Origin of the sequence: Natronomonas halophila (assembly GCF_013391085.1) — an archaeon.
GTDB classification, from domain to species: domain Archaea; phylum Halobacteriota; class Halobacteria; order Halobacteriales; family Haloarculaceae; genus Natronomonas; species Natronomonas halophila.
This window is the reverse complement of record NZ_CP058334.1, coordinates 695,329-717,019: the sequence shown is the minus strand read 5'-3', so window position 1 is coordinate 717,019 and position 21,691 is coordinate 695,329. Positions and strand designations below refer to the sequence as shown.

Below are 21,691 nucleotides of genomic sequence, written 5' to 3'. Positions count from 1 at the left end.
TCTTGAGTCTCAGCGGGATACCGGGCGTATGAGCTACACCGTCGGACTCGTCGGCAAGCCCTCTGTCGGCAAGTCCACCTTTTTCAATGCGGCGACGATGAACGACGTGCCGGAGGGCGCCTACCCCTTTACGACCATCGACCCCTCGGTCGGCGAGGCCTACGTTCGCGTCCCCTGTGCGGCCCCCGATTTCGACGAGACCTGCACGCCGGATACCGGCTTCTGCCGCGACGACGAGCGGTTCGTCCCCATCAAACTCGTGGACGTTGCCGGCCTGATTCCCGGCGCCCACGAGGGCGCGGGTCTCGGCAACCAGTTCCTGACCGACCTCAACGAGGCCGACGTGCTCGTCCACGTCGTCGACTTCTCCGGGCAGACCGACGCCGAGGGCGAACCCACTGAGGGCCACGACCCCCGCGACGACATCGACTTCCTCGAACACGAACTCGACATGTGGTATCTCGACATCCTCGAACGCGGTATCGAGCGCTACGAGGGCGCCTACAACGTCGAGGAGACCGACATCGAGACCGAACTCGCCGAGCAGATGACGGCCTTCCGGACCAACGAGGACGAAATCAAACGCCTCATCCGCCGCGTCGGGCTCGGCTTCGAACCCGAAGCGTGGGACGAGTCCGACCGCGAGGAACTGGCCCGCGAAATCCGCAAGGAAACCAAACCCATCGTCATCGCGGCTAACAAGATGGATACACCCGACGCACAGGCAAACTACGAGGAAATCGTCGAGGACCCCGACTACGACCACCTCACTATCGTCCCCGCCAGCGCCCACGCCGAGAAGGCCCTCAAAAGTGCCGACGAGAACGGCGTCGTCGAGTACACGCCCGGCGACGATAGCTTCGATATCGTCGGCGATATCTCCGACGACCAGCAGGCCGGCCTCGACCAGATTGCCGAGTTCGTCGAGGAGTACGGCGGCACCGGCGTTCAGGGCGCCCTCGAAGACGCCTTCTTTGACGTCCTCGGGATGGTCGCGGTCTTCCCCGGTTCGTCGGGCGGCCTCGGCACCGCCGACGGCAAGGTCCTCCCCGACTGCTTCCTCCTGCCCGAGGGCTCGACCACCTCGGATTTCGCCTACCACATCCACTCGGACCTCGGTGACGGCCTGCTGCACGGTGTCGACTGCCGCGCGAACCGGCAGATCGGTAGCGACCACGAACTCTCCCACCGGGACGTCGTCGAACTCGTCACGACGAACTGATACGGATTGTTGTAACAAATTACCGGCGAGCGCTCGGTACAGTTCGGCGCTCGCTGGTAAAAGACTACAACAATCCGTATGAGCGGAGGCTTTTGGGGCAGGCGGCCTTATTAGGCCCATGCCCGAGGACCGCGAGCGGGACCTCCGACGACCGAACCGAGCGATTCCGCCACAGTCGGCTGCTATTCGTGCGGAACTCGACGCCAGCGCCCGCGAGTTACTCCACTGTCTGAACTGTGGTCGACAGCTCGCGGCGCTGGCCCACGGCGGGTCGTGTCTCTACTGTAGTTCGGAGGCCGTCGTCATCGAGGAATGGGACTGAGCGTCAGCGATAGAGGGATATATAAATCATCGTGAAGCCGACGATGAACGGAACCGTCTCGGCGATCTGAAGATAGAGCAGTTCCCGTCCGAGGTCGCCGCTGACGCCGACCTGTGTCGTCAGGTTCGTCACCGCCACGCCCATGCTGACGAACGCGAACCCGATAAAGGCGTACTGGAGGCGGTCACTCCCGCGTTTCGAGTACGCCTGAAAACTGATGAGGGTCAGTCCGAGCGAGAGACCGAAAAGGACCAGCCGCATCAGGATGAGGACGCCCTGTAGAACATCGACCATGTGCGGGGGAATCCGCGCGCCCTATTAAAAGTATTCGGCGTCTCGCGCGCCGCCTCACTCGCCGCCGAGGTCGTCCCACAGTTGGGTAAAGCGGTCCGGAAGGTTCTCCTTTCGATAGATGCGGACCTTGTACTCGTCGTCTTCCAGTTGAATGACGGTGCTGTCGAAGTTGCATTTGTAGACGTTGTAGTGGTTGCCGTCCTCGGCGACGGCCGTCTGCTCGGTCACGAGGTCGTGGTCCTGCAGGAGTTCCAGCCGCCGGTAGATGGTCGGCAGCGAGAGGTCACACGACTCCGCGAGTTCCTTGGCCGACCGAGGCTCACGGCTAATCGCGGCGAGCACGGTCCGTGCGTGCTGGTCGCCGATGGTGTCCAGAACGTCTTCGATACTGCGGTCCTCGCCCACACACGGAAGCGGGTACGATGGCACAAAAACGTTACTGCCGACGCATGCCATACTGTCGCCGTCGGCGGGTCACTCCCAGCGTGTTCCGGCGATACTTCCGGACTCCTCGCGTTACAAGTGGGTGGGCCACCGAGGTGACCGTATGTACGATTCAGTACTGCTGCCGACCGACGGCAGCGACAACGCCTCCGAGGCACTCGAACACGCTATCGGCGCCGCCGAGGCCTACGATGCCGAGCTGCATATCGCCTCCATCATCGACCGACGCGTCGTGCTGGCGGCCGAAACGGACGACAAAGACGAGGTTCAGGCCGAACTGGCCGAGGAAGCCGAGGAGGCCGTTTCCGAACTCGCCGAACGGGCCGAAGACGCCGGTATCGACGTCACGACCGCGACGCCCGAGGGCGTCCCCCACCGCGAAATTCAAACCTACGCCGAGTCGGCGGGCATCGACCTGCTCGTGCTCGGTACCCACGGCCGCACCGGCCGCGAGAAACGCCTCAACCTCGGCAGCACGACCGAGCGTGTCGTCAAGGCGACCGACCGGCCGCTGTTGGTCGTTGATATTAGCTAAAGCCACCCACTTTTTGCACGAGAACGCGGGTCGCGCCCGCTTCGGGGCGCGACCCCGGTTCTCGGCAAAAACGTGGTGAAAATATGCGCGCCCTCCTCCAGTCGCGGGCCTTCGGCCCGCGGTAGTCGTCGGGCGCTACGGCGCCTCCCTGCGGTCGGCGCCGAGAACCGCCTCGGGGGCCTTCTTCGAAGGCCCCGCTCGGCGGATGCTACTCAGAGGTGACTGGTTCGCAGGCTGGTTCCATCGGTGTCTCAGCCGAGTTCGCAGAATGAAGTAGCGTGTCTAAGCGATACTGCAGCCTCTTCTTATTCGACCGTGTTCCGGAGGGTACCGATACCCTCGTAGTAAATCTCGATTTCGTCGCCCGGTTCGACGAGACCGGGGTTGGCGGGGCTACCGAAGGAGATGACGTCGCCCGGCTTGAACGTGAAGCGCTCCGAGAGGAACGAGATGACCTCGCGCGGCTTGATGAACATGTTCTCGGTGTTGTCTTCCTGGCGGAGTTCGCCGTTGATATGGGTGGTCATGTCCAGCCCGACGGGGTCGATATCGGCGATGACCGGGCCGAGCGGCCCCGAGGAGTCGAACGCCTTGCGGGCGGTTCGGCGTTCCTGGTCCAGACAGTCGAGGTCGTTGAGGATGGTGTAGCCCTTGACGACGTCGTCGACCTCGTCCTCGCTGACGTTCTTGCATTCGGTGTCGATGACGGCAGCCAACTCGCCGGCGTAGGTGAGTTCCGAGGAGAAACTCGGGTACGGAATCGGCGTCTCCGGCGGGTGCAGGGAGACGGGCGGTTTGATGAAGAAGTCGGGTTCCTCGGGAATCTCGTAGTCCATCTGGTCGACCTTCTCGCCGAAGTTGCGGCCGACACAGTAGAAGACGGACGGCTCACACGGCGCCAGCAGGTCGTATTCGTCGGGTTCGTAGGTTCCGTCGTCGGTGTGGACGGTCCCGTCGTCGTACTCGCCTTCGAGCACCCCGTCGGGCGTCTCAATGCGTGCGAACTTCATACGCGGGGCGGGGAGCGCCGGTCCCTTACGTGTTGTTATCGCCGATGACCTCGATGGGCTCGATTTCGTCGACGGAGACGACGATGAGCGGTTTGGTCGATTGCTGCAGCGGCGCGGCGCTGACGGTCAGCCGATAATCGCCGGTCGAAAACGACACCTCACAGTCGACGTCACGGATGGCCCGCTTGGCGTTGGTGACGAGTTCCCAGAGGTACTCCCCGTCGCCGATAGTCTCGCCGTCCGAATCCCGGAACTCGATATCTTCCGCCGACGGCGAAAGCCCCACGATGTCCGACTTGCGGGTATCGAAGACCTCCGCCGCCCGGTCGTTCGCCCGGCGGATGACGCCATCGCTGTCGAACACCAGCACCGGCGTCGGCGTAACCTCTAGGACGCGCTCGGTCAAGTCACGCTCCCGACGCAGGCGCTTTTCCGTCCGCTTGCGCTGGGTGATATCGCGCGTGTTGACGATGAACCCCTCGACGGCCGGGTCGTCGAGCCGATTGACGCCCGTCGTCTCGAGGTAGCGCCAATCGCCGTTTTCGTGTTCGAACTGGTATTCGACGGTCGGGCGGTACGACGGGTTTTCGAGACACCGCTGAAACTCCGTGATGAGCCGTTCGCGGTCCTCCTCGTGGACGTAGTCGAAGGCGGATTCGTCGACGAGTTCGCGAGGTGCGTGGCCGGTGATTCGCTCGATGGAGGGGCTGACGTATTCGAAGGTGCCGGATTCATCGAGAACGCCCGTCGCGGCCGGCGAGTGTTCGATGAGCGCGCGGAACCGGGCGCGCTCGCGTTCGATGGCATCGGCGGCCTGCTCGCGGGTCTGCTGGGCCGCTTCGGTGGCCCGCCGTGCGTCGACCACGCTTTCGACGCGGTGGGCCAAGCGCGTGAACCGCTCCGAGCCACCGCTTTTGGTCAGGTAATCGGTCACGTCGAGTTCGATGGCGTCGCTGGCGACGTCCTCCGAGCCCTCGCCGGTATAGAGGATGAAAGGGATCTCGTCGTCGAGCACCCGGACCTGCCGAAGCAGTTCGAGGCCGTCCCGTTCGGGCATCTCGTAATCCGAGACGATGCAGTCGTAGTCGAGCAACGATTCCGTGGCGACGGTGGGGTCGGTCACCTTCGTCACCGACAGGCGGTCGCTTGCCTCTTCGAGTCCCACCGCCGTGAGTTCGCAGAGCTCCTCGTAATCGTCGATATAAACGACCGAAATCACGTTTCCATCGTCCGATCCGGTGTCCACCTCCTCGTCGCTTCCGTCACGTTCGGCGGCCATAGCCTACCCTTTTGCCCGAATTATAAAAAGCGCACGTCGATTATCCCTGTCAGAAACTGCCGGTGGGGCCGCCCACGGCTCGAACCTCATCCCGACGGGTACGCGACCGAGAGGGCCGCCGGAACGACCGATATCGCTGCCCGCGAGAGCGGCGTCGGTATCGGCGTCCCGTCCATCTCCACCGGCAGGCCGGCGGCCGACCGGACGGTCGCCCGCTCGCCGGTCGCATAACTGACGGCCGGATGTTCCCGGAGCCGTCCCGTTCGAGCCAGCATACCGAGTCGCAGCGACCCACGAACTCCGGCGGGTTCGACGACGAGCGCGTGAAGCGTCCCGTCGCCCGGACGGGAATCCGGAAGCAGGGCGAAATCACTCCCTCGGTAGCGGCCGCCGCCGATGGCGACGAGACGGGCCGGCCCGTCGTGGAGGCGCTCGCCGTCGACATCGACCGACGCCTCGACAGGGTCGTCGACGAGGGCGGCGCCCGCCGTTGCGAGGACGTAGGCCAGCGGGCCGGGAAGCGCCCGGAGGCGTTCGGCGTTGTCCAGCGCGCTCCGGAACAGCCCCGCGGTGAACCCCAGGAGGAAGTAGGTCGATTCGATTTCGGGGTCGGCCTCGACGCGGCCGACTTCGAGCGGTTGTGGGTCGATGCCGCCGGCAAGTTGCCGAGCGACCGCCCGCCAGTCCTCGTCGCCGTAGAGGTGCCGATACGTGGAGTTCCCGCGTCCCGCCGGTACGACGAAAAGCGGCGTTTCTGACTCGATGTCGACCAGCGTCGCCGCGACCTCTCGGAGCGTGCCGTCGCCGCCGATGGGGACGACGAGGTCGGCCCAGTCAGCCTGCTCGCTGGCGGCGACCGGCACGTCATCCGGGCCAGTCGTGATACGCGCGTCGACCTCCGCGTCGGGGAAACACGCCGCGAGGTCGGCAAACAGTTCGGCGGCGTTTCCCGACCCGGCATGCGGATTGACGACCGCACCGACGCGGTCGGGTGTCATCGTGTCTCCTTCGTGGGAAGCAATCCATCGAGGGAAACCGTGCTCGCCGACTGAATCGCCAACAGGTCGTCGGCCTTCCCGCGAGCGGTCGGTTCGTCGTCGCCCGCGGCCTCCAGTCCGGTCCGACACTTCTTGCGGGCAACGGCACGGGTTTCAGCCAGCGGCTTGCCCGCGAACCCGGCCGGGTGGTCAACCGTCGCCTCGACGGTCCGGCCGTCGGTCGTCGTCACCTCAACGCGGGCGCCCATGCGCTTGTCGGCATCCGAGAGGTCCGTCGGCAGCGGACGCTTGCGAACGAACCGGGCCAGCGTCGGCAGGTGTCGCAGGGTCTGCCCGAGGCCGACAGTCTTCGCGGCGTATGGCAACACCGGCAGGCCGACGCGGCGGAGCATCGCCCCGACCGGTACCTCCGATTCCAGCGCGGCCATCGTAAACGAGGGGTCGTGGTGGAGCGTCACTCTGTCGGCGAGTTCCCAGACGCTCTCGTCGCCGACCCGCTCGCCGAGTTGTCGCGGCGTGTGTTCGCCGTCCGCCAGCGCCGCGGCGACGTTGTACGGGACGGTGAAGGTAAGCGCCGAAACCGGGCTCTCGGTGCGGTCGAGATACGGCGAGGCGCGGTCGTTTACCTCAGTGGCGAACAGCGAGCCGTAGACGTCGACGCGCCGTATCTCCGAGCGACCGCGTGGGAGCCGACCTCGCGCCTCCAGTGCGGCCTCGACTGGTGCCGTGACGTAGGCACAGCCGGGCGTCGCCTTGACCGTCACCGCGCGGGTGTGCCACCGCTCGTCGAAGCCCCCGAGGAACTCCGAAAGCGGGAGGTCGGAAAACGATTCGAGAAAGCCGCCCTCGCTCTCGACGAGGTCACGGCGACCGGAGAGCCCCGCTCGGGCGGAGTCGACGGCGGCGATGCCCGCTCGAATCGGGTCGTTCGCGGTCCAGACCTTCGCGTCCGAGCCGAGAAACGGTCCGTCGAGCGGCCACGGCGGCTGAAGGAGCGCCGTCCCGAGCGCGTCAGCGAGGGTATCGGCGTCGTCGCCCTCGATGACTGCGCGGCCGACCGCCGCGGCGACGGCGTGGATGTACGCGGTCTGTTGGCCGCGAAACGGGCCGATGGCGGCGGCCGAGGCGAGCCGTGCGGCGACCTCGTTGGCCGCTATTTGCGCGACGAGGGCACGCTTCCCGTCGGCGGCCGTCGCCTCCGCGTACGCCAGTGGCACGAAGACGCTGCTGTGGCCGGTATGGCCGCCGAGAACGGTATCGTCGAAATCCAGTGCCATCGACAGGGCGGCGTTGCCGGCTGCTGCCGCCGTCGGCGCGGCCGTCCCGCCGCCGAGAAAGGTCGCGTCACGCCCGGACGTATCGATTGCCTCGGCGATTTTCGGCCCGAGTGGATGGGTGGTCGTCCAGACGGCCGCGCCGACCGTGCTCACGAGTTGGGATTTGGCCGCATCCCGGACCTGTCGTGGGATATCGCCGTATTCGAGGGCCGTCGCCCACGCCGACGCCCGTTCGAGGAAGGGACGCATCTCCTCGTCGGTGCCGACGAGCGGGATGCGGTCTCTGAGGTTCATTGCCGAAGCCGTCGACTGCCGGCGGCTTAGGCGTTCGGTCCTCGACGGCTATCCGTCGACCGGCCGGACCAGTTCGGGGCTGTCGTTCGCGGGGTTGTTGACGGCAGTCGACACCGGATAGGAACGGAACTCGTCCGCTGGTGCGGGGTCGAGCGACACGTCCTCGCCGTCGAGCCACGCGCGTTCCTCGTCGGCGTCGAGGATGACGGCCATCCGGTGGTGCAGCGACTCGACGACGGCGTTCGGCTCCGTCGTCAGAACGGTGAACGTCTCGACCGGGTCGGCCTCGCCGTGGTCGGCGCCGTCGCTGCCGAAGGCATCGAGGCCGGTCTGTTGGGTTTCGGGGGTCCACCGTTCCCAAAGGCCGGCCATCGCGAAGGGACGGTCGTCCTCGTAGGCGACGCGATAGGGGCGTTTCCCGTCGCCGCGGTCGGCCCACTCGTAGAAGCCGTCGGCCGGGACGAGGCATCTCCGCTGTTCGTAGGCCTCGGCGAACGCCGGCTTCTCGTCGGCAGTCTCGGCACGGGCGTTGATGTGGCCCTCGTCGCTTTCGTCGGCCCACCCAGGAAGCAGGCCCCATTCGAGGCGCTGGAAGGACTCGGGCGCCTCGTCGGTGATGACGGGCAACTGCTGGCTCGGGGCAGCGTTGTACCGCGGTTCGAAATCGGCGTCGAAGGTGGCGTCGAACCGGGATTCGAGTTCCGACGGGGGCGTAAAGAGACTGTACCGGCCGCACATACCGACGGCTACGCGGTGGGTCGCGTTATAGGTGGCGAACAGGCGGAGCATGCGAGGGCCGAGCGGAGCGAGACCCTCGTGGCTCACGGGCCGTTTTACGGCCCGTTCGCCTTTCCGAGACGCTCCCTTCGGTCGCGTCTCGCTATCCAACGGCGGCGCTCCACACTCCCGCCTCGACCAGCCGTCGGCCGTGGTCAGACCACGGGGCGGCTGGCCGCGTGTTCGTATTTAAATTATAGCTTGTCGACCTTCTCTTTGGTCTCGACGACGATGGTGTCTGCGAGCAGGTCGCCGAGCCGCTGATTCCGGTCGGTGAAATAGATGGCGGCGAGGCCGACGAGGTAGAAGAACGGCAGGGCGTCGACGATACGGAGGACCGTCCGAATGGCCGACTCACGGTAGTCGATGGGATTGCCGTCCTCGGTGACGACCATGATATCCATCAGCATCTTGCCGACGGTCTGGCCGTATTCGGCCTCGAAGTAGATGAAGTAGGCGAAGAAGAGAACGGTAGCCAATCCACCGACGAGGAGCCCCAGCGTCTCGGAAATCGTTGCAACGATATTAGTGAAGACACCGAACACGACGCCGAACAAAACCGCGTCTATCAGGAACGCCGCGATTCGCTTGAACACGACGTCGCCTTCGGTACCCAGCTCAGGTTGCGGTCGTTCGAGAGAGACCATGGGCGTGTCTGCATCCGGCGAGAAGATAAATGCCACTCACTCCGGGGGGACTCGGGGATGCCACCGATATATAGGCGGTATCGCCAGCGAATTTAAACGATATCGGGGCGTATCAACCGTGTGGCCGACGACGACACACCGACGTTCGCCATCCCCGAGCGCCCGGTACGTCGCTACCCGCGGCGCGGGGGCGTCGAATACGACGGCGAAACCGTGTTCCTGTTGACGCCCGCGGACGACTACGAGGACCCGGAGTTAGCGTCGCTGGTCGAGGCGGTTCTGGAGGACGACCTCTATCGATACGGCGACTGGTTCGATTTACCGATGCCGCTGTATCTGGTCCACGACGAGGAGACTGGCGACACGTTTCGGGTCGCGGTTCGGGACGGGCGCATCGAGTTCCACGTCCTGCCAAACACCGATTCGGCGGGACTGCGGGCGCTCTACGAGCGGTTGGTCGCACGGAGCGAGACGGCGTGGCACGTTCGCCGTCGGGCCGAATAAAGCGGGGGTAGGGTGGAACAGGGTGCCTCTCGTCGGGTGCTGGTGGCCCTTTCTCCACGTCGCACCCATCTATACGGTAGCCAAGACGCCCCTTGAGTATTCTCCCAATTTCGACCCGATTTCCCGTAGTGACGCCGTCGGGTCGGCGCTTGCGGCGTCAGTTCGGACCCACAACCGACTTATCGGGGGCTTCCCTCTCGGTTCGTATGAGCGTCTCTCGTGTCGTCGAACTCGAGGGTCACATCATCGATTCGGGGATGATGGAGGCCGCCTTCAGCATCGTCATGGACCACGGCGGCTCCTTCGACGTCGAGGAGTTCGACATCGGCCGCCAGAAGGACCAGGAATCGTACGCCAAGATGCTCGTCACCGCGGACGACGAGGATACCCTCCAGCGTATCGTCCACGACCTCCACCAGCGCGGCGCGAACCCGGCGGACCCCAGCGACGCAAAACTGGAGGAGGCGCCGGAAGACCAGGTCGTCCCGCACGGCTTCTACTCGACGACCAATCATCCCACCCAGATTCGCTACGACGGCGAATGGGTCGAAGTCGAGGACATCGAGATGGACTGTGCCGTCATCGTCGAAGAGGCCGAGGACGGCGTCCGCGCGTACACGAAGGTCCTCAACGCCATCGAGGAGGGCGACCGCATCGTCACTGGCGACGCCGGCATCCGCGTCCAACCGCCCGAGCGTCCCCGCGGTCAGGAGGGGGCCTTCGGCTTCATGCAGGGCGGCATCTCCAGCGAGCGGCCCTCCGAATCGACCATCCAGCAAATCGCCGAGGCCATCGAGGAGACGAAATCCGAGGGCGGTAACGTTCTCGTCGTCGCCGGCCCCGCGCTCATCCACTCGGGCGCCCGCGAGGACCTCGCGCGCCTCGTCGAGAACGGCTATATCGACGGTCTCTCCATCGGTAACGGCTTCGCCGTTCACGACATCGAACGGGACCTCTACGGCACCTCGCTCGGGGTCAACACCGAGACGCTGGACCACGCTCGCCACGGCCATAAACACCACATCTACGCCATCAGCGAAATCATCCGCGAGGGCGGCATCGAGGAGGCCGTCGAGAGCGGCAAACTCGAATCCGGCGTCATGTACCAGTGTGTCGACAAGGACGTCCCGTACGTCATCGCCGGGTCCATTCGCGACGACGGGCCGCTTCCCGACACGATTACCGACGCGGTCGAGGCCCAGAACGCCATCCGCGAGCAGGCCCGCGATGCCGATATGGTGCTGATGCTCTCGACGCTGCTGCACAGCGTCGCGGTGGGCAACTGTCTCCCGTCGACGGCGCGGGTCGTCTGTGTCGACATCAACCCCGCGACGGTCACCCAACTGCTGGACCGCGGGTCCGCGCAGGCGGTCGGGATGGTGACCGACATCGGAACCTTCGTTCCCATCCTCGCGGAGAACCTGCTCGAGGATGGCGCCGTCGAACTCGACGACTGATACGGTTCGGCGGCCGTGGCGGCAGCGCTGCTGGTGCTGCTGATGGGTCTCAATTTTCTCGGCAGCAGTCTGCGGCCGCCGAACCAGTGCGTTTGCTCGCTTTCGTCTAACTCGATAGCGGAATCGCGACGACGGGCAAATCGGAGGAAAGCAGGACCTGTTGTGCCGTCGAGCCGAAAATCATCTTCCCGGTCTTGCTCCGGTGGCGGATGCCGATGACGACCTCGTCGACGTTGTGCTTGTCGGCGAACAGTTCGATGTCGGTCTCGGGGTCGTTCCCCCGTACTAACTGGTGGGTTTCGGCGTTCGGGAGGCCTTCAGCGAGCGCTTTCATCGCGTCTTGGCCCTCGTAAATCTCTTCGTCCGGCGTGTCCTCGCCGCGTTTCGAGTTGACGACGTAGACGGTATCGTCCTCGGTAACGCGGTCCTTCAGATAGCGTCGGAGTCGCTTGCTCGTCGCCTCGGTGTTCGTCGCTGCAAGGAACGTCGTCATGACGTGATACCTCGCCCGGAGGTGTCTTAAAACCGGTCGCCGAATCGACTGTCTCACACACGTTCGTGTATATATAGGAATAAAACTGCGCTCAGGTATACAACAGGATGCGACCTGAACCGGGGCAATCATTAGCCATGCCACGTAACGGTCGGACACGCTCAGTTTCCTATGACAGCCAACGGTAGCCCCTACGCGCCGCATACCGACGCCGAAACCGAGGCGATGCTCTCGGCGGTCGGCGCGGAAAGCGAGGAGGCACTCTTCGACATCCCCGCGGAGGTCCGCTTCGACGGTGCCTTCGGCATCGACGCGCGAAGCGAACAGGCGGTTCGGTCACACGTCGGCCGCATGCTCGGCGAGAACGACGACCTCGTCGAGTTCCTCGGCCGTGGCCACTACGACCACTACGTCCCCTCGATGGTCGACCACCTGTCGCTCCGCTCGGAGTTTCTGACCAGTTACACCCAGTATCAACCCGAAGTCGCCCAGGGCTTCCTGCAGGCGCTCTTCGAATACCAGTCGATGCTCGTGGAGTTGACCGGCCTCGGCGTCGCCAACTGCTCGATGTACGACGCCGCGACCGCACTCGGCGAAGCCGCCACGCTCGCGACGCGGGTTCGGGAGGCAGACGGTTCGCGCGTGCTCGTTCCCGAATCCCTACAGGCGGGCCGCCGCGGCACCCTCGAAAACTACCTCACGGGCCACGATATCGCCGTCGAGGCCTACCCGATGGACGACGGCAACGTCGATACCGATGCCCTCGCCGATGTCGTCGACGACGAGACGCTCGTCGTCTACGCCGAGAACCCGACGGTTCGCGGCACTATCGAGGAGCACCTCGACGAAATCGGCGACATCGCCGACGATCACGACGCGCTCTTCGTCCTCGGGTCGGACCCCGTCGCCCTCGCCCTTCTGGAAGAACCCGCAAGCGTCGGCGCGGACGTCGTGGTCGGCGACGCCGCGACGCTCGGCCTGCCGACGGCCTACGGCATGGGTCTCGGCCTCTTTGCCTGCCGCGAGGAGTTCCTCCGGCAGGTGCCCGGCCGCCTCGTCGGCGCCAGCGAGGACGACGACGGCCGCCGCGCCTACACGCTCACGCTCCAGACCCGCGAACAGCACATCCGCCGGGAGCGAGCGACCTCCAATATCTGTACGAATCAGGCGTGGGTCGCCCTCCGGACCGCGATGCACGTTGCATGGCTCGGCGCCGACGGCCTCGTCGACCTCGCCGAGGATTGTGTCGTCCGCGCACGTGACCTCGCCGACCGCTTGGACGGCATCAAGGGTGTTCGCGCGCCAGTCCACGACCGCCATCACTTCCGGGAGTTCGTCGCCCGGACCGACCAGCCCGCTTCCGCCGTCGTTTCGGACCTCGAAGACGCGGGCTATGCGGTCCACGCCGTCGGCGAACACGAGGTACAGGTCTGTGTAACCGAGACCAACGAGGCCGCAATCGACGGTTTCGTCGCCGCCTTTGAGGAGGCTGCACGATGACCGACGACGAACCCCTCACCTACGACCAGGCGCGCTGGGTCGACGACGAGGATACCTACGAACCGCTGCTCTCGGAGAAGCACACCGAGGAAGTCGAGGTCGATTCCTCGCTGCCCGACGACCTCACCCGCGACAGCGTCGAACTGCCGAGCCTCAGCGAACCGGAACTGGCCCGCCACTACACCCGCCTTTCGGAGATGAACTACGGGGTCGAATCCGGGCCGTTCCCGCTCGGCTCCTGTACGATGAAGTACAACCCCAAGTTCACCGAGGACGTGGCGGCCCTGCCGGACGCGTCGGTCCATCCGGGCCGCTCCGAGCGGAGCGTGCAGGGGACCCTCGAACTCCAGTACGAACTGCAGGACTACCTCGGGCGTATCGGAGGCATGGACGCCGTCACCCTCCAGCCGCCCGCGGGCGCCGCCGGGGAGTTCGCCGGCATCCTCATCGCGAAGGCCTACCACGAGGCCAACGGCGACGACCGCAGCGAGGTCGTCATTCCCGATTCGGCTCACGGCACCAACTTCGCCAGCGCGGCGATGGCCGGCTACGACGTGGTGACGCTTCCGAGTTCGGAGGACGGCCGCGTGGAACTCGAAGCCCTCGAAGCGGCCCTCTCGGATGATACCGCCGCGCTCATGCTCACCAACCCGAACACGCTCGGCCTCTTCGAGCGCGATATCGAGGAAATCGCCGGCATGGTCCACGATGTCGGCGGCCTGCTCTACTACGACGGCGCGAACCTCAACGCCCTGCTCGGCCGTGCCCGCCCCGGCGACATGGGCTTCGACATCATGCACTACAACGTCCACAAGACGTTCGCGACGCCGCACGGTGGCGGCGGCCCCGGCGCTGGCCCGGTCGGCGTCACCGAGGAACTCGCCGAGTTCCTGCCGGACCCACACGTTCGGAAATCCGATGGAGTCCCCGCGAGCAATGCGAGCGGGGAGTCGCCGCGAGCGGAGCGAAGCGGCGGAAGGTACGAACTCTACGAACCCGACCACTCCATCGGCAAGGTCCACGGCTACCAGGGTAACTGGCTCGTGCTCGTGAAGGCCTACGCCTACATCGCCCGTCTCGGCGACGAAGGGCTGTCGGACGCCTCCGCGAAGGCCGTCCTCAACGCCAACTACCTCGCCGAGGAGGTCGACTACGAGGTGCCGTTCGGCCCGTTCCACCACGAGTTCGTCGCCTCGGCCGGCGAGCAGGACGCCGCCGACGTCGCAAAGCGGATGCTCGACTACGGCGTCCACCCACCAACGACCAAGTGGCCCGAAATCGTCGGCGAGGCACTGATGACCGAACCGACCGAAATCGAGAACAAGCGCACGCTCGACCAACTCGCCGCGGCGTTCAACGCCGCCCGCGCGGACACCGACGAGACGCTCGGGGCTGCCCCCGAACGGACGGCCGCCGCTCGCATCGATCAGGTGTCGGCCGCCCGAAACCCGCGGCTCTCCTGGCAGGCGCTGGACGACGAATAGCACACTCTCCGTTTTCAGCCGTTACCAGGCCGCTATCTATGTCTGAGGTTTTAGCGCGAATCTGTATTTAATATCTCAATATGTGGTTTATATATCGGTGAGGAGACTGGCATTCGTGACTAAACTAGTTATATAATTGTCATTAGGTGGGGGTCTGCGGCTGCGGAACGGTCAATCGGGGGTGATTTGACTGTCGACGAAACTCATTGCTGGCGAGATCCAGAATGTGATTGGCAAACACTCCAATGGAGCAAGCATGACTCACTGATGGTCTCGGAGATTGGACAGGCACCAGCTCCGCAGCTACACCTGGGGTTCGACGTCCGTAAAGGAAACTCCAGAGTTCGGGGCTCTACCCCCCCACCACTGGTCCCTTTTTGAACCGCGGGGGCGAGAGGGAGGACTCGACGAACCGCTGCTCGCACAGTCGTTTTGCTATGCGCGCAAAAACTGGGTGTGGTTACGGAGGCGGTGGGTAGAAATGGTGGGCCGAGGCTCCGGATACAGTGAGGCAGAAACGAGTGCGGTCGCGGACTCAGGCCGACGCCGAGGTGTCGATGCCGTTGATCGTGACGAACCCGTAATCGCAGTTGGGACAGTGCCACTTCTGCTTGACTCCGAGGTGGAGGCGGGTGCTTGCGGCCTTGTAGAATTCCTCGGTGCCACACTCCGGGCAGTCGTCTTCCAGCGAGAGGCTCATACACGGGGCCTAGCAGGGAGGCCAGTTGTAGTTTACTGGTTCGGCCGGGTGTTGAACGTCCAAATCGAGCCGTTTACGCCGATATGAACTATATGGCGCTATACGAAATTGTTCTAGTTCTTCCTCACTCCCCGGCCGACGAGACGTCGAAAACGCTTTATTGTTTTAGGTGGGCCTAAACACATGGCGACGGAATCGTCCCGGCCGTGGGTTCCGGCCGGAAACGACGGGCGGGAAACCGGAGGTCACGCGTAGGATGGGTAGCGACGCCAACGAGTACGACGTGGCTATCGTCGGGGGCGGTCCAGCGGGCTGTTCTGCAGGGGTTTTCACCGCGCGGGAGGGCCTCGATACGGTCATCTTCGACCGCGGCCGCTCGTCCATCAGGCAGTGTGCCTACCTCGAAAACTACCTCGGCTTCCCCGAGGGCATCGATATCGAGACGTTCTACGACCTGATGCACGACCACGTAGCGGCGGCTGGCTGTGAGGTGGTTTCGGACCTCGTGGAATCCGTCGAACCGACGGAGCGGGGGTTCGTCGTCGAGCCACAGGAAGGCGAGTCGGTGCGCGCACGGCGTGTCGTCGCGGCGACGCGCTACGACGGCGAGTACCTGCGCGGCCTCGACGACGAGGCGGCGATGTTCGAAACGTACGAACGCGACGGTGAGACCCACGAGACCTTCGACAAGAGCTATGCCGACACCGACGGAACGACGCCGGTCGAGGGCCTCTACGTCGTCTCGCCGTCCGAAGAGGACAAGCAGGCCATTATGGCGGCGGGCCGTGGCGCACGCGTAGCCCATCGGGTCATCGCCGACGACAAATTGGACGGCGACTGGTGGCCGGCGGTCACCGAGGAGAACGTCGACTGGGTTCGCCGCGAGGCCGAACGGACCGAGGAGTGGACCGACCGCGACCGCTGGGTCGAGTATTTCGACGAGTACTACGGTGCGGACGCACCGGTCGGGGCCGATACCGAACGGTATCGCGCAGTTCGCGACGCCTTTATCGACGAGTCGATGGCGGCCTACATCTCGGCTTCGGAGGCCGACGCCCGAGCCTCGAAGGGCCACGAGACGCTTGCCGACCGCTTGGATGTGGAGACGATGGTTTCGGCCGTCGACGACGCGGAGCTACTGGCGGCAATCGACGACGACGCGATTCGGGAATACGTCGACGGCGATGGACTCCGGCCGACGTCCGACGACTAACTGCACCGACTGCGATGAATTAGGTGGGCCTAAAAACCGATGGAGTTATAAGTTTTTAGGCGGGCCTAAAATATAATGCGAGACGACGCGAACCGCGATGAATCGTCGAATCGGACGCTAAGCAGACGCGATACCGTGCGATACGGGGCGGCCGCTCTCGGCGGGGGGCTGGTGGCCGGCTGTACGAGCGTCGGCGGTGACGGCGGGGAAACGCCTCAGGAAGGCGGTGACACCGACGACGGCTACACCGTGGGCATCTCGCCCGTCGGCGACGTGCGTTTCGAGTCGCCGCCGGAGACGGTCTTTACCCGGTTGACCCACCACGCCGACATGGCCTTCGCGCTCGGACGCGGTGACGGCATTACGGCCCTGCACGCCCCGGACTACTACGACGGCCTGTGGAACCAGTTCGTCGAACGGCTTCCCGGCGTCTCGCTCGACTGGTCGGGACTGTACTCCTCGTGGGAACCGGACAAGGAGACGCTCTACGAACTCGACAGCGACGTCCATCTCGCGGACCCGGCGTGGGTGACCCAACACGACAGTTGGAGCCGAAGCGATATCCAGGAGGTCGAGGAGAACATCGGGCCGTGGTTCGGCAACTCGCTGAGTGACCGCCATCAGGAACCCCCGGAGTGGGTGTCGGACTACGAGTACTACGGGCTCTGGGAGCAGTTCGAACTCGTCGCCGAGGCGTTCCGCGAGCGCGAACGCTACCGCGAGTTGGCGGCCGTCCACGACGACCTGCTGGCGGATATCGAGGCCGGCCTCCCGGCCGACGCCGACCGCCCGCGGACGGTCATGATTGCGGCGATGGACCTCGAAACCATCTACGCCTACACCCTGAGCAATCCCGGGTTCCTGACCTCCCACACGCGGCCGCTGAAGCCCAAGGACGCCTTCGAGGGCGAGATCGAATCCGGCACTATCGTCGACAGCGAGACGCTGCTCGAAGCCGACCCCGAAGTCATCCTGTTCCTCGGCGGCTTCGAGCCGTCGACGGACCTCTCGAAGATGCGTGAGAACTTCGAGTCGGATTCGGTGACCGCCGAAATCGACGCCGTCAAGAACGACCGCGTCTTCCCGCAGGGGGCGCGCTATCAGGGGCCAGTTCTCAACCTCTTCCAGTTGGAGATGACCGCCAAGCAACTGTATCCCGAGGCCTTCGGCGAGTGGCCCGACTACGTGGAGGGGCCGTATCCGGAAATCCCCGAGGACGAACAGCTGTTCGACCGCCAGCGCGTCGCGGACGTCATCAACGGGGAGTTCTGAATGCGGGCGCGGGAGTGGACTATCGCCGGCTGCTATCGCGACCCCGAGGATTACGGAGTGCCGACCCTTCCACATCTGGAGGTCCGGCGACTCGACTGTGGTGGCATCGCGTTCGCCGACGGCGACGGCGAGGCGTTCATCGCCGCCGAGAACCCGATGAAAGCTCGCCGATAACCGAATCCATGACCGGGGCTCCGACCGCCGACGAATGACCGAGGCTGCCCAGTACCTGCTGGTCGTCTACATGGCCGAACGGGACGGCGAGGTGCCCGTGTCGCCGAAACGGGTCGCCGACGCGGTCGGGCGCTCGCCCGCGGCCACCACGGAGATGCTCCAGCGACTCGACGACCGCGGCCTCGTGGTCCACGAACCGTACGAGGGTACGGAACTCACCGCGGAGGGCCGCGAGGAAGCGGCCGACCTCTACGAGACGTATCGCACGCTCGCGCGGTTCTTCCGGGAGGTGCTCGACCTCGAAGACCCGGACGGCGAAGCGCTGGAACTCGCGGGAAGCGTCAGTTCACGGGTTACCGAGCGGTTGGGTGCCGTTCTGCTCGAAGGCGCCGACTCGCAGACGTCGCCCGACGCGCTGTCCGCCGAGGGCAACTGACCCGAGTCGACGGTTGCCTCGAACCGCACGCTTTTTGGTTTAGGTCTACCTAAACACACGTAATGCCAGACGGTATCGGGTCGCGCTCTGACGAGGTGCCGGATACGGCCACCGAGGGCCGTCCAACGCTCACGCTCTGTGAGAGCAGTCCGGGTAAGGCGGTGCTCATCGAATCGGGCAACAGCGACGGCTGGATTGCGAGTGACCTGACTGTCACAGTCACCGAGTAACCATGTCAGACGCCGACCCATCCGACACCGAGGACCGAACGACTATTCGCACCGGCCGCGAGTTCGAACAGGAATACCGCCTCGACGCCGCCGAGGCCGGCGAGTTTCTCATCGAACTCGGCGAACAACTCCGCGACGGCGATGAGTTGACCATCGTCGACGACGAGTGGGAACTCCCCTTTGCCTTCGGCGAACCCGTCGAGATGGAACTGGATTTCGACGGCGTCGGCGAACCGGAGTTGGAACTGGAAATCGAACTGCCGGGCCGTTCCGACGAAAAAGCGCCGAACGTCGAATAGAAGAGAACCGATTTATTTCGTCGCGGATTCGAGGACCAGCGAGTCGTCCTCGAGGTAGTGTTCGATGTGGTGGGCGTGTTCCTCGATGGTTTCGAGCTGTTCGCGGAGCATCTCCTCGGTCGCGTAGTCGCCGAGGCCCTCGGCCAGCGCGATGTGCTCGCGGTAGCTCTCGATGATGTCGCCCATCATCTCGAGGTCGTTTTCCAGCGACGTGCGGATGTCGTAGACGTCCTCGTCTTCGGCTTCGACCGTCGCGTTCTCCGCCAGCGTCGTCATGCTGGCGTGCGGGACGCCGCCGAGGGCCTGCAGCCGCTCGGCGACTTCGTCCGCGGCGTCCTCGACGTCCTCGTAGACTTCCTGCAGGAAGACGTGGATTTCGAGGAACTCCGCGCCCTCGACGTTCCAGTGGTGCTTGTGGAGCTGATGGTAGAGGACGTACGCGTCCGCGAGGTCCGTGTTCAGCGCCTCGATGATCTGTTCGGCCTTCTCGGTGTCGAGTCGAAGCGCGTTCTCCTCGACGGTGCCTGCCTGCTGGCGGGTGGACTTCTGTGTGCTCATCTCGTTTCTACATTGGGCGGCGACCCACTTCAATCTTTTCAACAAACAAACAATTTTTCGTGTCGCCTAAAAGTCTCGAAGAGAGCATTTTCGAGCCCCTATACAGGTGATATTTCAAAACGTATCTGTCTACGTATGTATATTTATTGACCTGCTCAGTCGACGTTGGGCCCTGTTCCCCGGGCGCGGGCACGGCGGCACAGTCGCGGAGTCGGCCGACGTCCCATAAGAATGAGCCGTTTATAAGCACCATAACGCACAAGGGGCCCCTTACCGTGTGTTCACAGGACACATGAGTACGCCAGTCATCGTCGACGCGGTACGGACGCCGTTCGGCAAGCGAGACGGCTCGTTCAGCGACACGCATCCGCAGGACCTCGCGGCCGAACCGCTGGCCGCGCTCCGCGAGCGCAACGACTTCGACCCCGAAACCATCGAGGACGTCATCTACGGCTGTGTGACGCCGGTCGACGAGCAGGGTCTCAACGTCGGCCGCCTCGCGCCGATGGTCGCCGGTTGGGGCGACAAGATCCCGGGCGTCCAGCTCAACCGGATGTGCGGGTCGGGCCAGCAGGCCATCAACTTCGCCGCGGGCCAGATTGCAGCGGGCTATCACGACGTGCTCATCGCGGGCGGCGTCGAGCACATGACCCGCGTTCCGATGGGCTCGGACGGCCAGAGCGTCACGGACACCTACTTCGAGTATTTCGACGAACTCACAACGCAGGGTGAGGGCGCCGAGCGAATCGCCGAGAACTACGGCTTCACCCGGGACGAACTCGACGAACTCGCCGCCGAATCCCAGTCCCGCTGGGGCGAGGCCGCCGACGCCGGCAAGTACGACGACCAGGTCGTCCCCGTCGAAACGGAACTCGACGGCGATTCGGTCCGCGTGCAGGAAGACGAGCACCCGCGCCCGAGTACGACCGCCGAGAAACTCGCGAACCTGCCGCCGTCGTTCCGCAGCCAGGAGAACGGCTTCCACCACGCCGGCAACTCCTCGGGTATCGTCGACGGCGCCGGCGGCCTGCTCATCGCCAGCGAGGAAGCCGCCGAGGAACACGGCTGGGACCCCATCGCCCGCATCGTCGACACCCACGTCGTCGGCGTCGACCCGGTGACGATGCTGACGGGGCCGATTCCGGCCACGAAGGAAATCCTCGACCAGAACGACATGGACATCGACGACATCGACCGCTTCGAGGTCAACGAGGCCTTCGCGAGCGTCGTCGCCGCGTGGCTCGAAGAGACGGGTGCCGACTGGGAGAAGACGAACGTCTGGGGCGGCGCCATCGCCCACGGCCACCCGCTGGGCGCCACCGGCAGCGCGCTGGTCGGCAAACTGCCCTACCAGCTCGAGGAGTGCGACGGCCAGTACGGCCTCAGCGCGATGTGTATCGGCTTCGGGCAGGGCATCGCGACGATTATCGAACGGCTCTAAGTCGGTTCCAACCTCTGATTTTTCGCGACGAATCCCGGGCGATTATTCGCCGGTGAACTCTGCATCCTCGTCGCCGCCGAAGGCCGCGTGGCCGCGCGAGAAGTCCTCGGTGTTCGTCAGGCCGGCGATTTTGTCGGCTTCCGCGCCGAGTTGGGCCTCCAGCGAGTTACCGAAACTCTCCGCCAGCAGGTCCTTGGTCGCGGCATAGGCCTGTGTTGGTCCCTCGGACAGACGTTCGGCCTCCGCGGTCAGGCGCTCGTCGAGTTCGTCGTCGGGGACGACCTCGGTCGCGAGGCCGATTTCCTCTGCTTCGGCGGCGTCGACGGGTTCGTCGCGGAAAATCAGTTCCTGTGCACGCCGGAGCCCGACCAATCGCGGCAGGAGGTAGGTCGACCCACCGTCCGCCGAGAGGCCGATGCGGGGGTAGGCGAACTCGAAGCGGGCCGACTCGCCGGCGAGGACGATGTCGCCACAGATAGCGGGGCCGAGACCGCCGCCCGCGGCGACACCGTTGACGCCGGTCACGACGGGCTTGGGCGCGTGAACCATCTGGTTGAGGAACTCGTGGAGTTGACTGGCAAGCGAGCGAATCGTCGGTTCGTCGCTCCCGTCGCCGGAGAGCATCGTCAGGTCGGCGCCGGTGTTGAAAACGGGGCCGTTGCCGGTCAGGGCGATGGCCCGAATCTCGTCGTCACTGACGAGGTCGTGGGCCGCCTCAACCATCTCGTCGCCCATCCGCTCGTTCAGGGCGTTGTGGGCCTCGGGACGGTCGAAGGCAATGTGGCCGACGGCGTCGCTGCGACTGACGGCGAGTGTCTCGTAGGACATAGG

Annotated in this window: 26 protein-coding genes; 14 read left to right on the top strand and 12 right to left on the bottom strand. The window is 64.9% G+C overall.

What is annotated here, in order from left to right:
• The first annotated feature begins 28 nt into the window (after positions 1-28).
• On the top strand, positions 29-1,222 hold the full coding sequence (locus HWV23_RS03995) for a redox-regulated ATPase YchF (protein ID WP_178289135.1): 1,194 nt from the start codon (positions 29-31) through the stop codon (positions 1,220-1,222).
• A 118-nt stretch (positions 1,223-1,340) separates the two neighbouring features.
• A complete protein-coding gene (locus tag HWV23_RS03990; RefSeq protein ID WP_178289134.1) occupies positions 1,341-1,544 on the top strand; it encodes a hypothetical protein in 204 nt (67 codons plus the stop codon).
• A 3-nt stretch (positions 1,545-1,547) separates the two neighbouring features.
• Here the strand turns inward: HWV23_RS03990 and HWV23_RS03985 are convergent, their stop codons facing one another.
• Positions 1,548-1,838, bottom strand: a complete 291-nt coding sequence (locus tag HWV23_RS03985; protein ID WP_178289133.1) for a DUF7521 family protein — start codon at positions 1,836-1,838, stop codon at positions 1,548-1,550.
• A 54-nt stretch (positions 1,839-1,892) separates the two neighbouring features.
• The gene (locus HWV23_RS03980; protein ID WP_178289132.1) at positions 1,893-2,243 is read right to left on the bottom strand and encodes an ArsR/SmtB family transcription factor; all 351 of its coding nucleotides are present in this window, start codon (positions 2,241-2,243) and stop codon (positions 1,893-1,895) included.
• 142 nt (positions 2,244-2,385) lie between these two features.
• Here HWV23_RS03980 and HWV23_RS03975 point away from each other — a divergent pair, with 142 nt between their 5' ends.
• Positions 2,386-2,817, top strand: coding sequence for a universal stress protein (locus HWV23_RS03975; RefSeq protein ID WP_178289131.1), 432 nt, complete (start codon positions 2,386-2,388; stop codon positions 2,815-2,817).
• A gap of 305 nt (positions 2,818-3,122) precedes the next feature.
• Here the strand turns inward: HWV23_RS03975 and HWV23_RS03970 are convergent, their stop codons facing one another.
• The 6 genes from HWV23_RS03970 to HWV23_RS03945 form a co-directional block, all read right to left on the bottom strand.
• Positions 3,123-3,827 (bottom strand): fumarylacetoacetate hydrolase family protein, encoded by a 705-nt coding sequence (locus HWV23_RS03970; protein ID WP_178289130.1) that lies wholly within the window; start codon positions 3,825-3,827, stop codon positions 3,123-3,125.
• A gap of 25 nt (positions 3,828-3,852) precedes the next feature.
• Positions 3,853-5,106, bottom strand: coding sequence for a PAS domain-containing response regulator (locus HWV23_RS03965; RefSeq protein WP_178289129.1), 1,254 nt, complete (start codon positions 5,104-5,106; stop codon positions 3,853-3,855).
• A gap of 86 nt (positions 5,107-5,192) precedes the next feature.
• A complete protein-coding gene (locus HWV23_RS03960) occupies positions 5,193-6,104 on the bottom strand; it encodes a diacylglycerol/lipid kinase family protein (RefSeq protein WP_178289128.1) in 912 nt (303 codons plus the stop codon).
• Positions 6,101-7,675: an MmgE/PrpD family protein gene (locus HWV23_RS03955; RefSeq protein ID WP_178289127.1), complete on the bottom strand. Its 1,575-nt coding sequence runs from the start codon at positions 7,673-7,675 to the stop codon at positions 6,101-6,103. Before HWV23_RS03955 ends, HWV23_RS03960 begins: the two co-directional genes overlap by 4 nt.
• A 48-nt stretch (positions 7,676-7,723) precedes the next feature.
• Complete coding sequence (locus tag HWV23_RS03950; RefSeq protein WP_178289126.1) at positions 7,724-8,413, bottom strand: SOS response-associated peptidase; 690 nt, start codon at positions 8,411-8,413, stop codon at positions 7,724-7,726.
• A gap of 233 nt (positions 8,414-8,646) precedes the next feature.
• A complete protein-coding gene (locus HWV23_RS03945) occupies positions 8,647-9,099 on the bottom strand; it encodes an RDD family protein (protein WP_178289125.1) in 453 nt (150 codons plus the stop codon).
• A gap of 120 nt (positions 9,100-9,219) precedes the next feature.
• On the opposite strand from HWV23_RS03945, the gene HWV23_RS03940 reads away from it, so the two are divergent.
• The gene (locus HWV23_RS03940; RefSeq protein WP_178289124.1) at positions 9,220-9,603 is read left to right on the top strand and encodes a hypothetical protein; all 384 of its coding nucleotides are present in this window, start codon (positions 9,220-9,222) and stop codon (positions 9,601-9,603) included.
• 206 nt (positions 9,604-9,809) lie between these two features.
• Entirely contained in the window at positions 9,810-11,060 is a 1,251-nt protein-coding gene (locus HWV23_RS03935) for an ornithine cyclodeaminase, nickel-pincer nucleotide-dependent (protein WP_178289123.1), read from the top strand.
• A gap of 106 nt (positions 11,061-11,166) precedes the next feature.
• On the opposite strand, the gene HWV23_RS03930 is transcribed toward HWV23_RS03935, so the two are convergent.
• Positions 11,167-11,553, bottom strand: a complete 387-nt coding sequence (locus tag HWV23_RS03930) for a universal stress protein (RefSeq protein WP_178289122.1) — start codon at positions 11,551-11,553, stop codon at positions 11,167-11,169.
• A gap of 171 nt (positions 11,554-11,724) precedes the next feature.
• Here HWV23_RS03930 and gcvPA point away from each other — a divergent pair, with 171 nt between their 5' ends.
• Both gcvPA and gcvPB read left to right on the top strand, forming a co-directional pair.
• Entirely contained in the window at positions 11,725-13,053 is a 1,329-nt protein-coding gene (gcvPA, locus tag HWV23_RS03925) for an aminomethyl-transferring glycine dehydrogenase subunit GcvPA (protein ID WP_178289121.1), read from the top strand.
• On the top strand, positions 13,050-14,537 hold the full coding sequence (gene gcvPB, locus HWV23_RS03920; protein WP_178289120.1) for an aminomethyl-transferring glycine dehydrogenase subunit GcvPB: 1,488 nt from the start codon (positions 13,050-13,052) through the stop codon (positions 14,535-14,537). The genes gcvPA and gcvPB overlap by 4 nt, the downstream gene beginning before the upstream one ends.
• Before the next feature lie 535 nt (positions 14,538-15,072).
• Here gcvPB and HWV23_RS03915 read toward each other — a convergent pair.
• Positions 15,073-15,237 (bottom strand): DUF7838 family putative zinc beta-ribbon protein, encoded by a 165-nt coding sequence (locus HWV23_RS03915; RefSeq protein ID WP_178289119.1) that lies wholly within the window; start codon positions 15,235-15,237, stop codon positions 15,073-15,075.
• A 256-nt stretch (positions 15,238-15,493) separates the two neighbouring features.
• On the opposite strand from HWV23_RS03915, the gene HWV23_RS03910 reads away from it, so the two are divergent.
• The 6 genes from HWV23_RS03910 to HWV23_RS03885 all read left to right on the top strand — a co-directional run bounded on the left by HWV23_RS03910 (position 15,494) and on the right by HWV23_RS03885 (position 18,861).
• Complete coding sequence (locus HWV23_RS03910; RefSeq protein ID WP_178289118.1) at positions 15,494-16,450, top strand: NAD(P)/FAD-dependent oxidoreductase; 957 nt, start codon at positions 15,494-15,496, stop codon at positions 16,448-16,450.
• Between the two features lie 75 nt (positions 16,451-16,525).
• Positions 16,526-17,722: an ABC transporter substrate-binding protein gene (locus tag HWV23_RS03905; RefSeq protein WP_178289117.1), complete on the top strand. Its 1,197-nt coding sequence runs from the start codon at positions 16,526-16,528 to the stop codon at positions 17,720-17,722.
• Positions 17,723-17,896, top strand: coding sequence for a hypothetical protein (locus HWV23_RS03900; protein ID WP_178289116.1), 174 nt, complete (start codon positions 17,723-17,725; stop codon positions 17,894-17,896).
• Between the two features lie 34 nt (positions 17,897-17,930).
• Positions 17,931-18,332, top strand: coding sequence for a metal-dependent transcriptional regulator (locus HWV23_RS03895; RefSeq protein WP_178289115.1), 402 nt, complete (start codon positions 17,931-17,933; stop codon positions 18,330-18,332).
• A gap of 62 nt (positions 18,333-18,394) precedes the next feature.
• A complete protein-coding gene (locus HWV23_RS03890) occupies positions 18,395-18,562 on the top strand; it encodes a hypothetical protein (protein ID WP_178289114.1) in 168 nt (55 codons plus the stop codon).
• A gap of 2 nt (positions 18,563-18,564) precedes the next feature.
• Complete coding sequence (locus HWV23_RS03885; RefSeq protein WP_178289113.1) at positions 18,565-18,861, top strand: amphi-Trp domain-containing protein; 297 nt, start codon at positions 18,565-18,567, stop codon at positions 18,859-18,861.
• A 12-nt stretch (positions 18,862-18,873) separates the two neighbouring features.
• Here HWV23_RS03885 and dpsA read toward each other — a convergent pair whose 3' ends face one another.
• The gene (gene dpsA, locus HWV23_RS03880) at positions 18,874-19,419 is read right to left on the bottom strand and encodes a DNA starvation/stationary phase protection protein DpsA (protein WP_178289112.1); all 546 of its coding nucleotides are present in this window, start codon (positions 19,417-19,419) and stop codon (positions 18,874-18,876) included.
• Positions 19,420-19,711: 292 nt separating this feature from the next.
• Here dpsA and HWV23_RS03875 point away from each other — a divergent pair, with 292 nt between their 5' ends.
• Positions 19,712-20,860, top strand: coding sequence for a thiolase family protein (locus HWV23_RS03875; protein WP_178289111.1), 1,149 nt, complete (start codon positions 19,712-19,714; stop codon positions 20,858-20,860).
• Between the two features lie 42 nt (positions 20,861-20,902).
• On the opposite strand, the gene HWV23_RS03870 is transcribed toward HWV23_RS03875, so the two are convergent.
• The gene (locus HWV23_RS03870) at positions 20,903-21,688 is read right to left on the bottom strand and encodes an enoyl-CoA hydratase/isomerase family protein (RefSeq protein WP_178289110.1); all 786 of its coding nucleotides are present in this window, start codon (positions 21,686-21,688) and stop codon (positions 20,903-20,905) included.
• Between the last annotated feature and the right edge of the window lie 3 nt (positions 21,689-21,691).

Excerpts from the sequence above, each read along its gene's own strand:
- HWV23_RS03965 (WP_178289129.1), bottom strand. The coding sequence starts at position 5,106 with ATGGCCGCCGAACGTGACGGAAGCGACGAGGAGGTGGACACCGGATCG.
- HWV23_RS03945 (WP_178289125.1), bottom strand. The coding sequence starts at position 9,099 with ATGGTCTCTCTCGAACGACCGCAACCTGAGCTGGGTACCGAAGGCGAC.
- HWV23_RS03930 (WP_178289122.1), bottom strand. The coding sequence starts at position 11,553 with ATGACGACGTTCCTTGCAGCGACGAACACCGAGGCGACGAGCAAGCGA.
- HWV23_RS03890 (WP_178289114.1), top strand. The coding sequence starts at position 18,395 with ATGCCAGACGGTATCGGGTCGCGCTCTGACGAGGTGCCGGATACGGCC.
- HWV23_RS03870 (WP_178289110.1), bottom strand. The coding sequence starts at position 21,688 with ATGTCCTACGAGACACTCGCCGTCAGTCGCAGCGACGCCGTCGGCCAC.
- HWV23_RS03995 (WP_178289135.1), top strand. The coding sequence starts at position 29 with ATGAGCTACACCGTCGGACTCGTCGGCAAGCCCTCTGTCGGCAAGTCC.
- HWV23_RS03975 (WP_178289131.1), top strand. The coding sequence starts at position 2,386 with ATGTACGATTCAGTACTGCTGCCGACCGACGGCAGCGACAACGCCTCC.
- dpsA (WP_178289112.1), bottom strand. The coding sequence starts at position 19,419 with ATGAGCACACAGAAGTCCACCCGCCAGCAGGCAGGCACCGTCGAGGAG.
- HWV23_RS03985 (WP_178289133.1), bottom strand. The coding sequence starts at position 1,838 with ATGGTCGATGTTCTACAGGGCGTCCTCATCCTGATGCGGCTGGTCCTT.
- gcvPA (WP_178289121.1), top strand. The coding sequence starts at position 11,725 with ATGACAGCCAACGGTAGCCCCTACGCGCCGCATACCGACGCCGAAACC.
- HWV23_RS03885 (WP_178289113.1), top strand. The coding sequence starts at position 18,565 with ATGTCAGACGCCGACCCATCCGACACCGAGGACCGAACGACTATTCGC.
- gcvPB (WP_178289120.1), top strand. The coding sequence starts at position 13,050 with ATGACCGACGACGAACCCCTCACCTACGACCAGGCGCGCTGGGTCGAC.
- HWV23_RS03970 (WP_178289130.1), bottom strand. The coding sequence starts at position 3,827 with ATGAAGTTCGCACGCATTGAGACGCCCGACGGGGTGCTCGAAGGCGAG.
- HWV23_RS03935 (WP_178289123.1), top strand. The coding sequence starts at position 9,810 with ATGAGCGTCTCTCGTGTCGTCGAACTCGAGGGTCACATCATCGATTCG.
- HWV23_RS03960 (WP_178289128.1), bottom strand. The coding sequence starts at position 6,104 with ATGACACCCGACCGCGTCGGTGCGGTCGTCAATCCGCATGCCGGGTCG.
- HWV23_RS03895 (WP_178289115.1), top strand. The coding sequence starts at position 17,931 with ATGACCGAGGCTGCCCAGTACCTGCTGGTCGTCTACATGGCCGAACGG.
- HWV23_RS03900 (WP_178289116.1), top strand. The coding sequence starts at position 17,723 with ATGCGGGCGCGGGAGTGGACTATCGCCGGCTGCTATCGCGACCCCGAG.
- HWV23_RS03915 (WP_178289119.1), bottom strand. The coding sequence starts at position 15,237 with ATGAGCCTCTCGCTGGAAGACGACTGCCCGGAGTGTGGCACCGAGGAA.
- HWV23_RS03905 (WP_178289117.1), top strand. The coding sequence starts at position 16,526 with ATGCGAGACGACGCGAACCGCGATGAATCGTCGAATCGGACGCTAAGC.
- HWV23_RS03955 (WP_178289127.1), bottom strand. The coding sequence starts at position 7,675 with ATGAACCTCAGAGACCGCATCCCGCTCGTCGGCACCGACGAGGAGATG.
- HWV23_RS03875 (WP_178289111.1), top strand. The coding sequence starts at position 19,712 with ATGAGTACGCCAGTCATCGTCGACGCGGTACGGACGCCGTTCGGCAAG.
- HWV23_RS03910 (WP_178289118.1), top strand. The coding sequence starts at position 15,494 with ATGGGTAGCGACGCCAACGAGTACGACGTGGCTATCGTCGGGGGCGGT.
- HWV23_RS03990 (WP_178289134.1), top strand. The coding sequence starts at position 1,341 with ATGCCCGAGGACCGCGAGCGGGACCTCCGACGACCGAACCGAGCGATT.
- HWV23_RS03950 (WP_178289126.1), bottom strand. The coding sequence starts at position 8,413 with ATGTGCGGCCGGTACAGTCTCTTTACGCCCCCGTCGGAACTCGAATCC.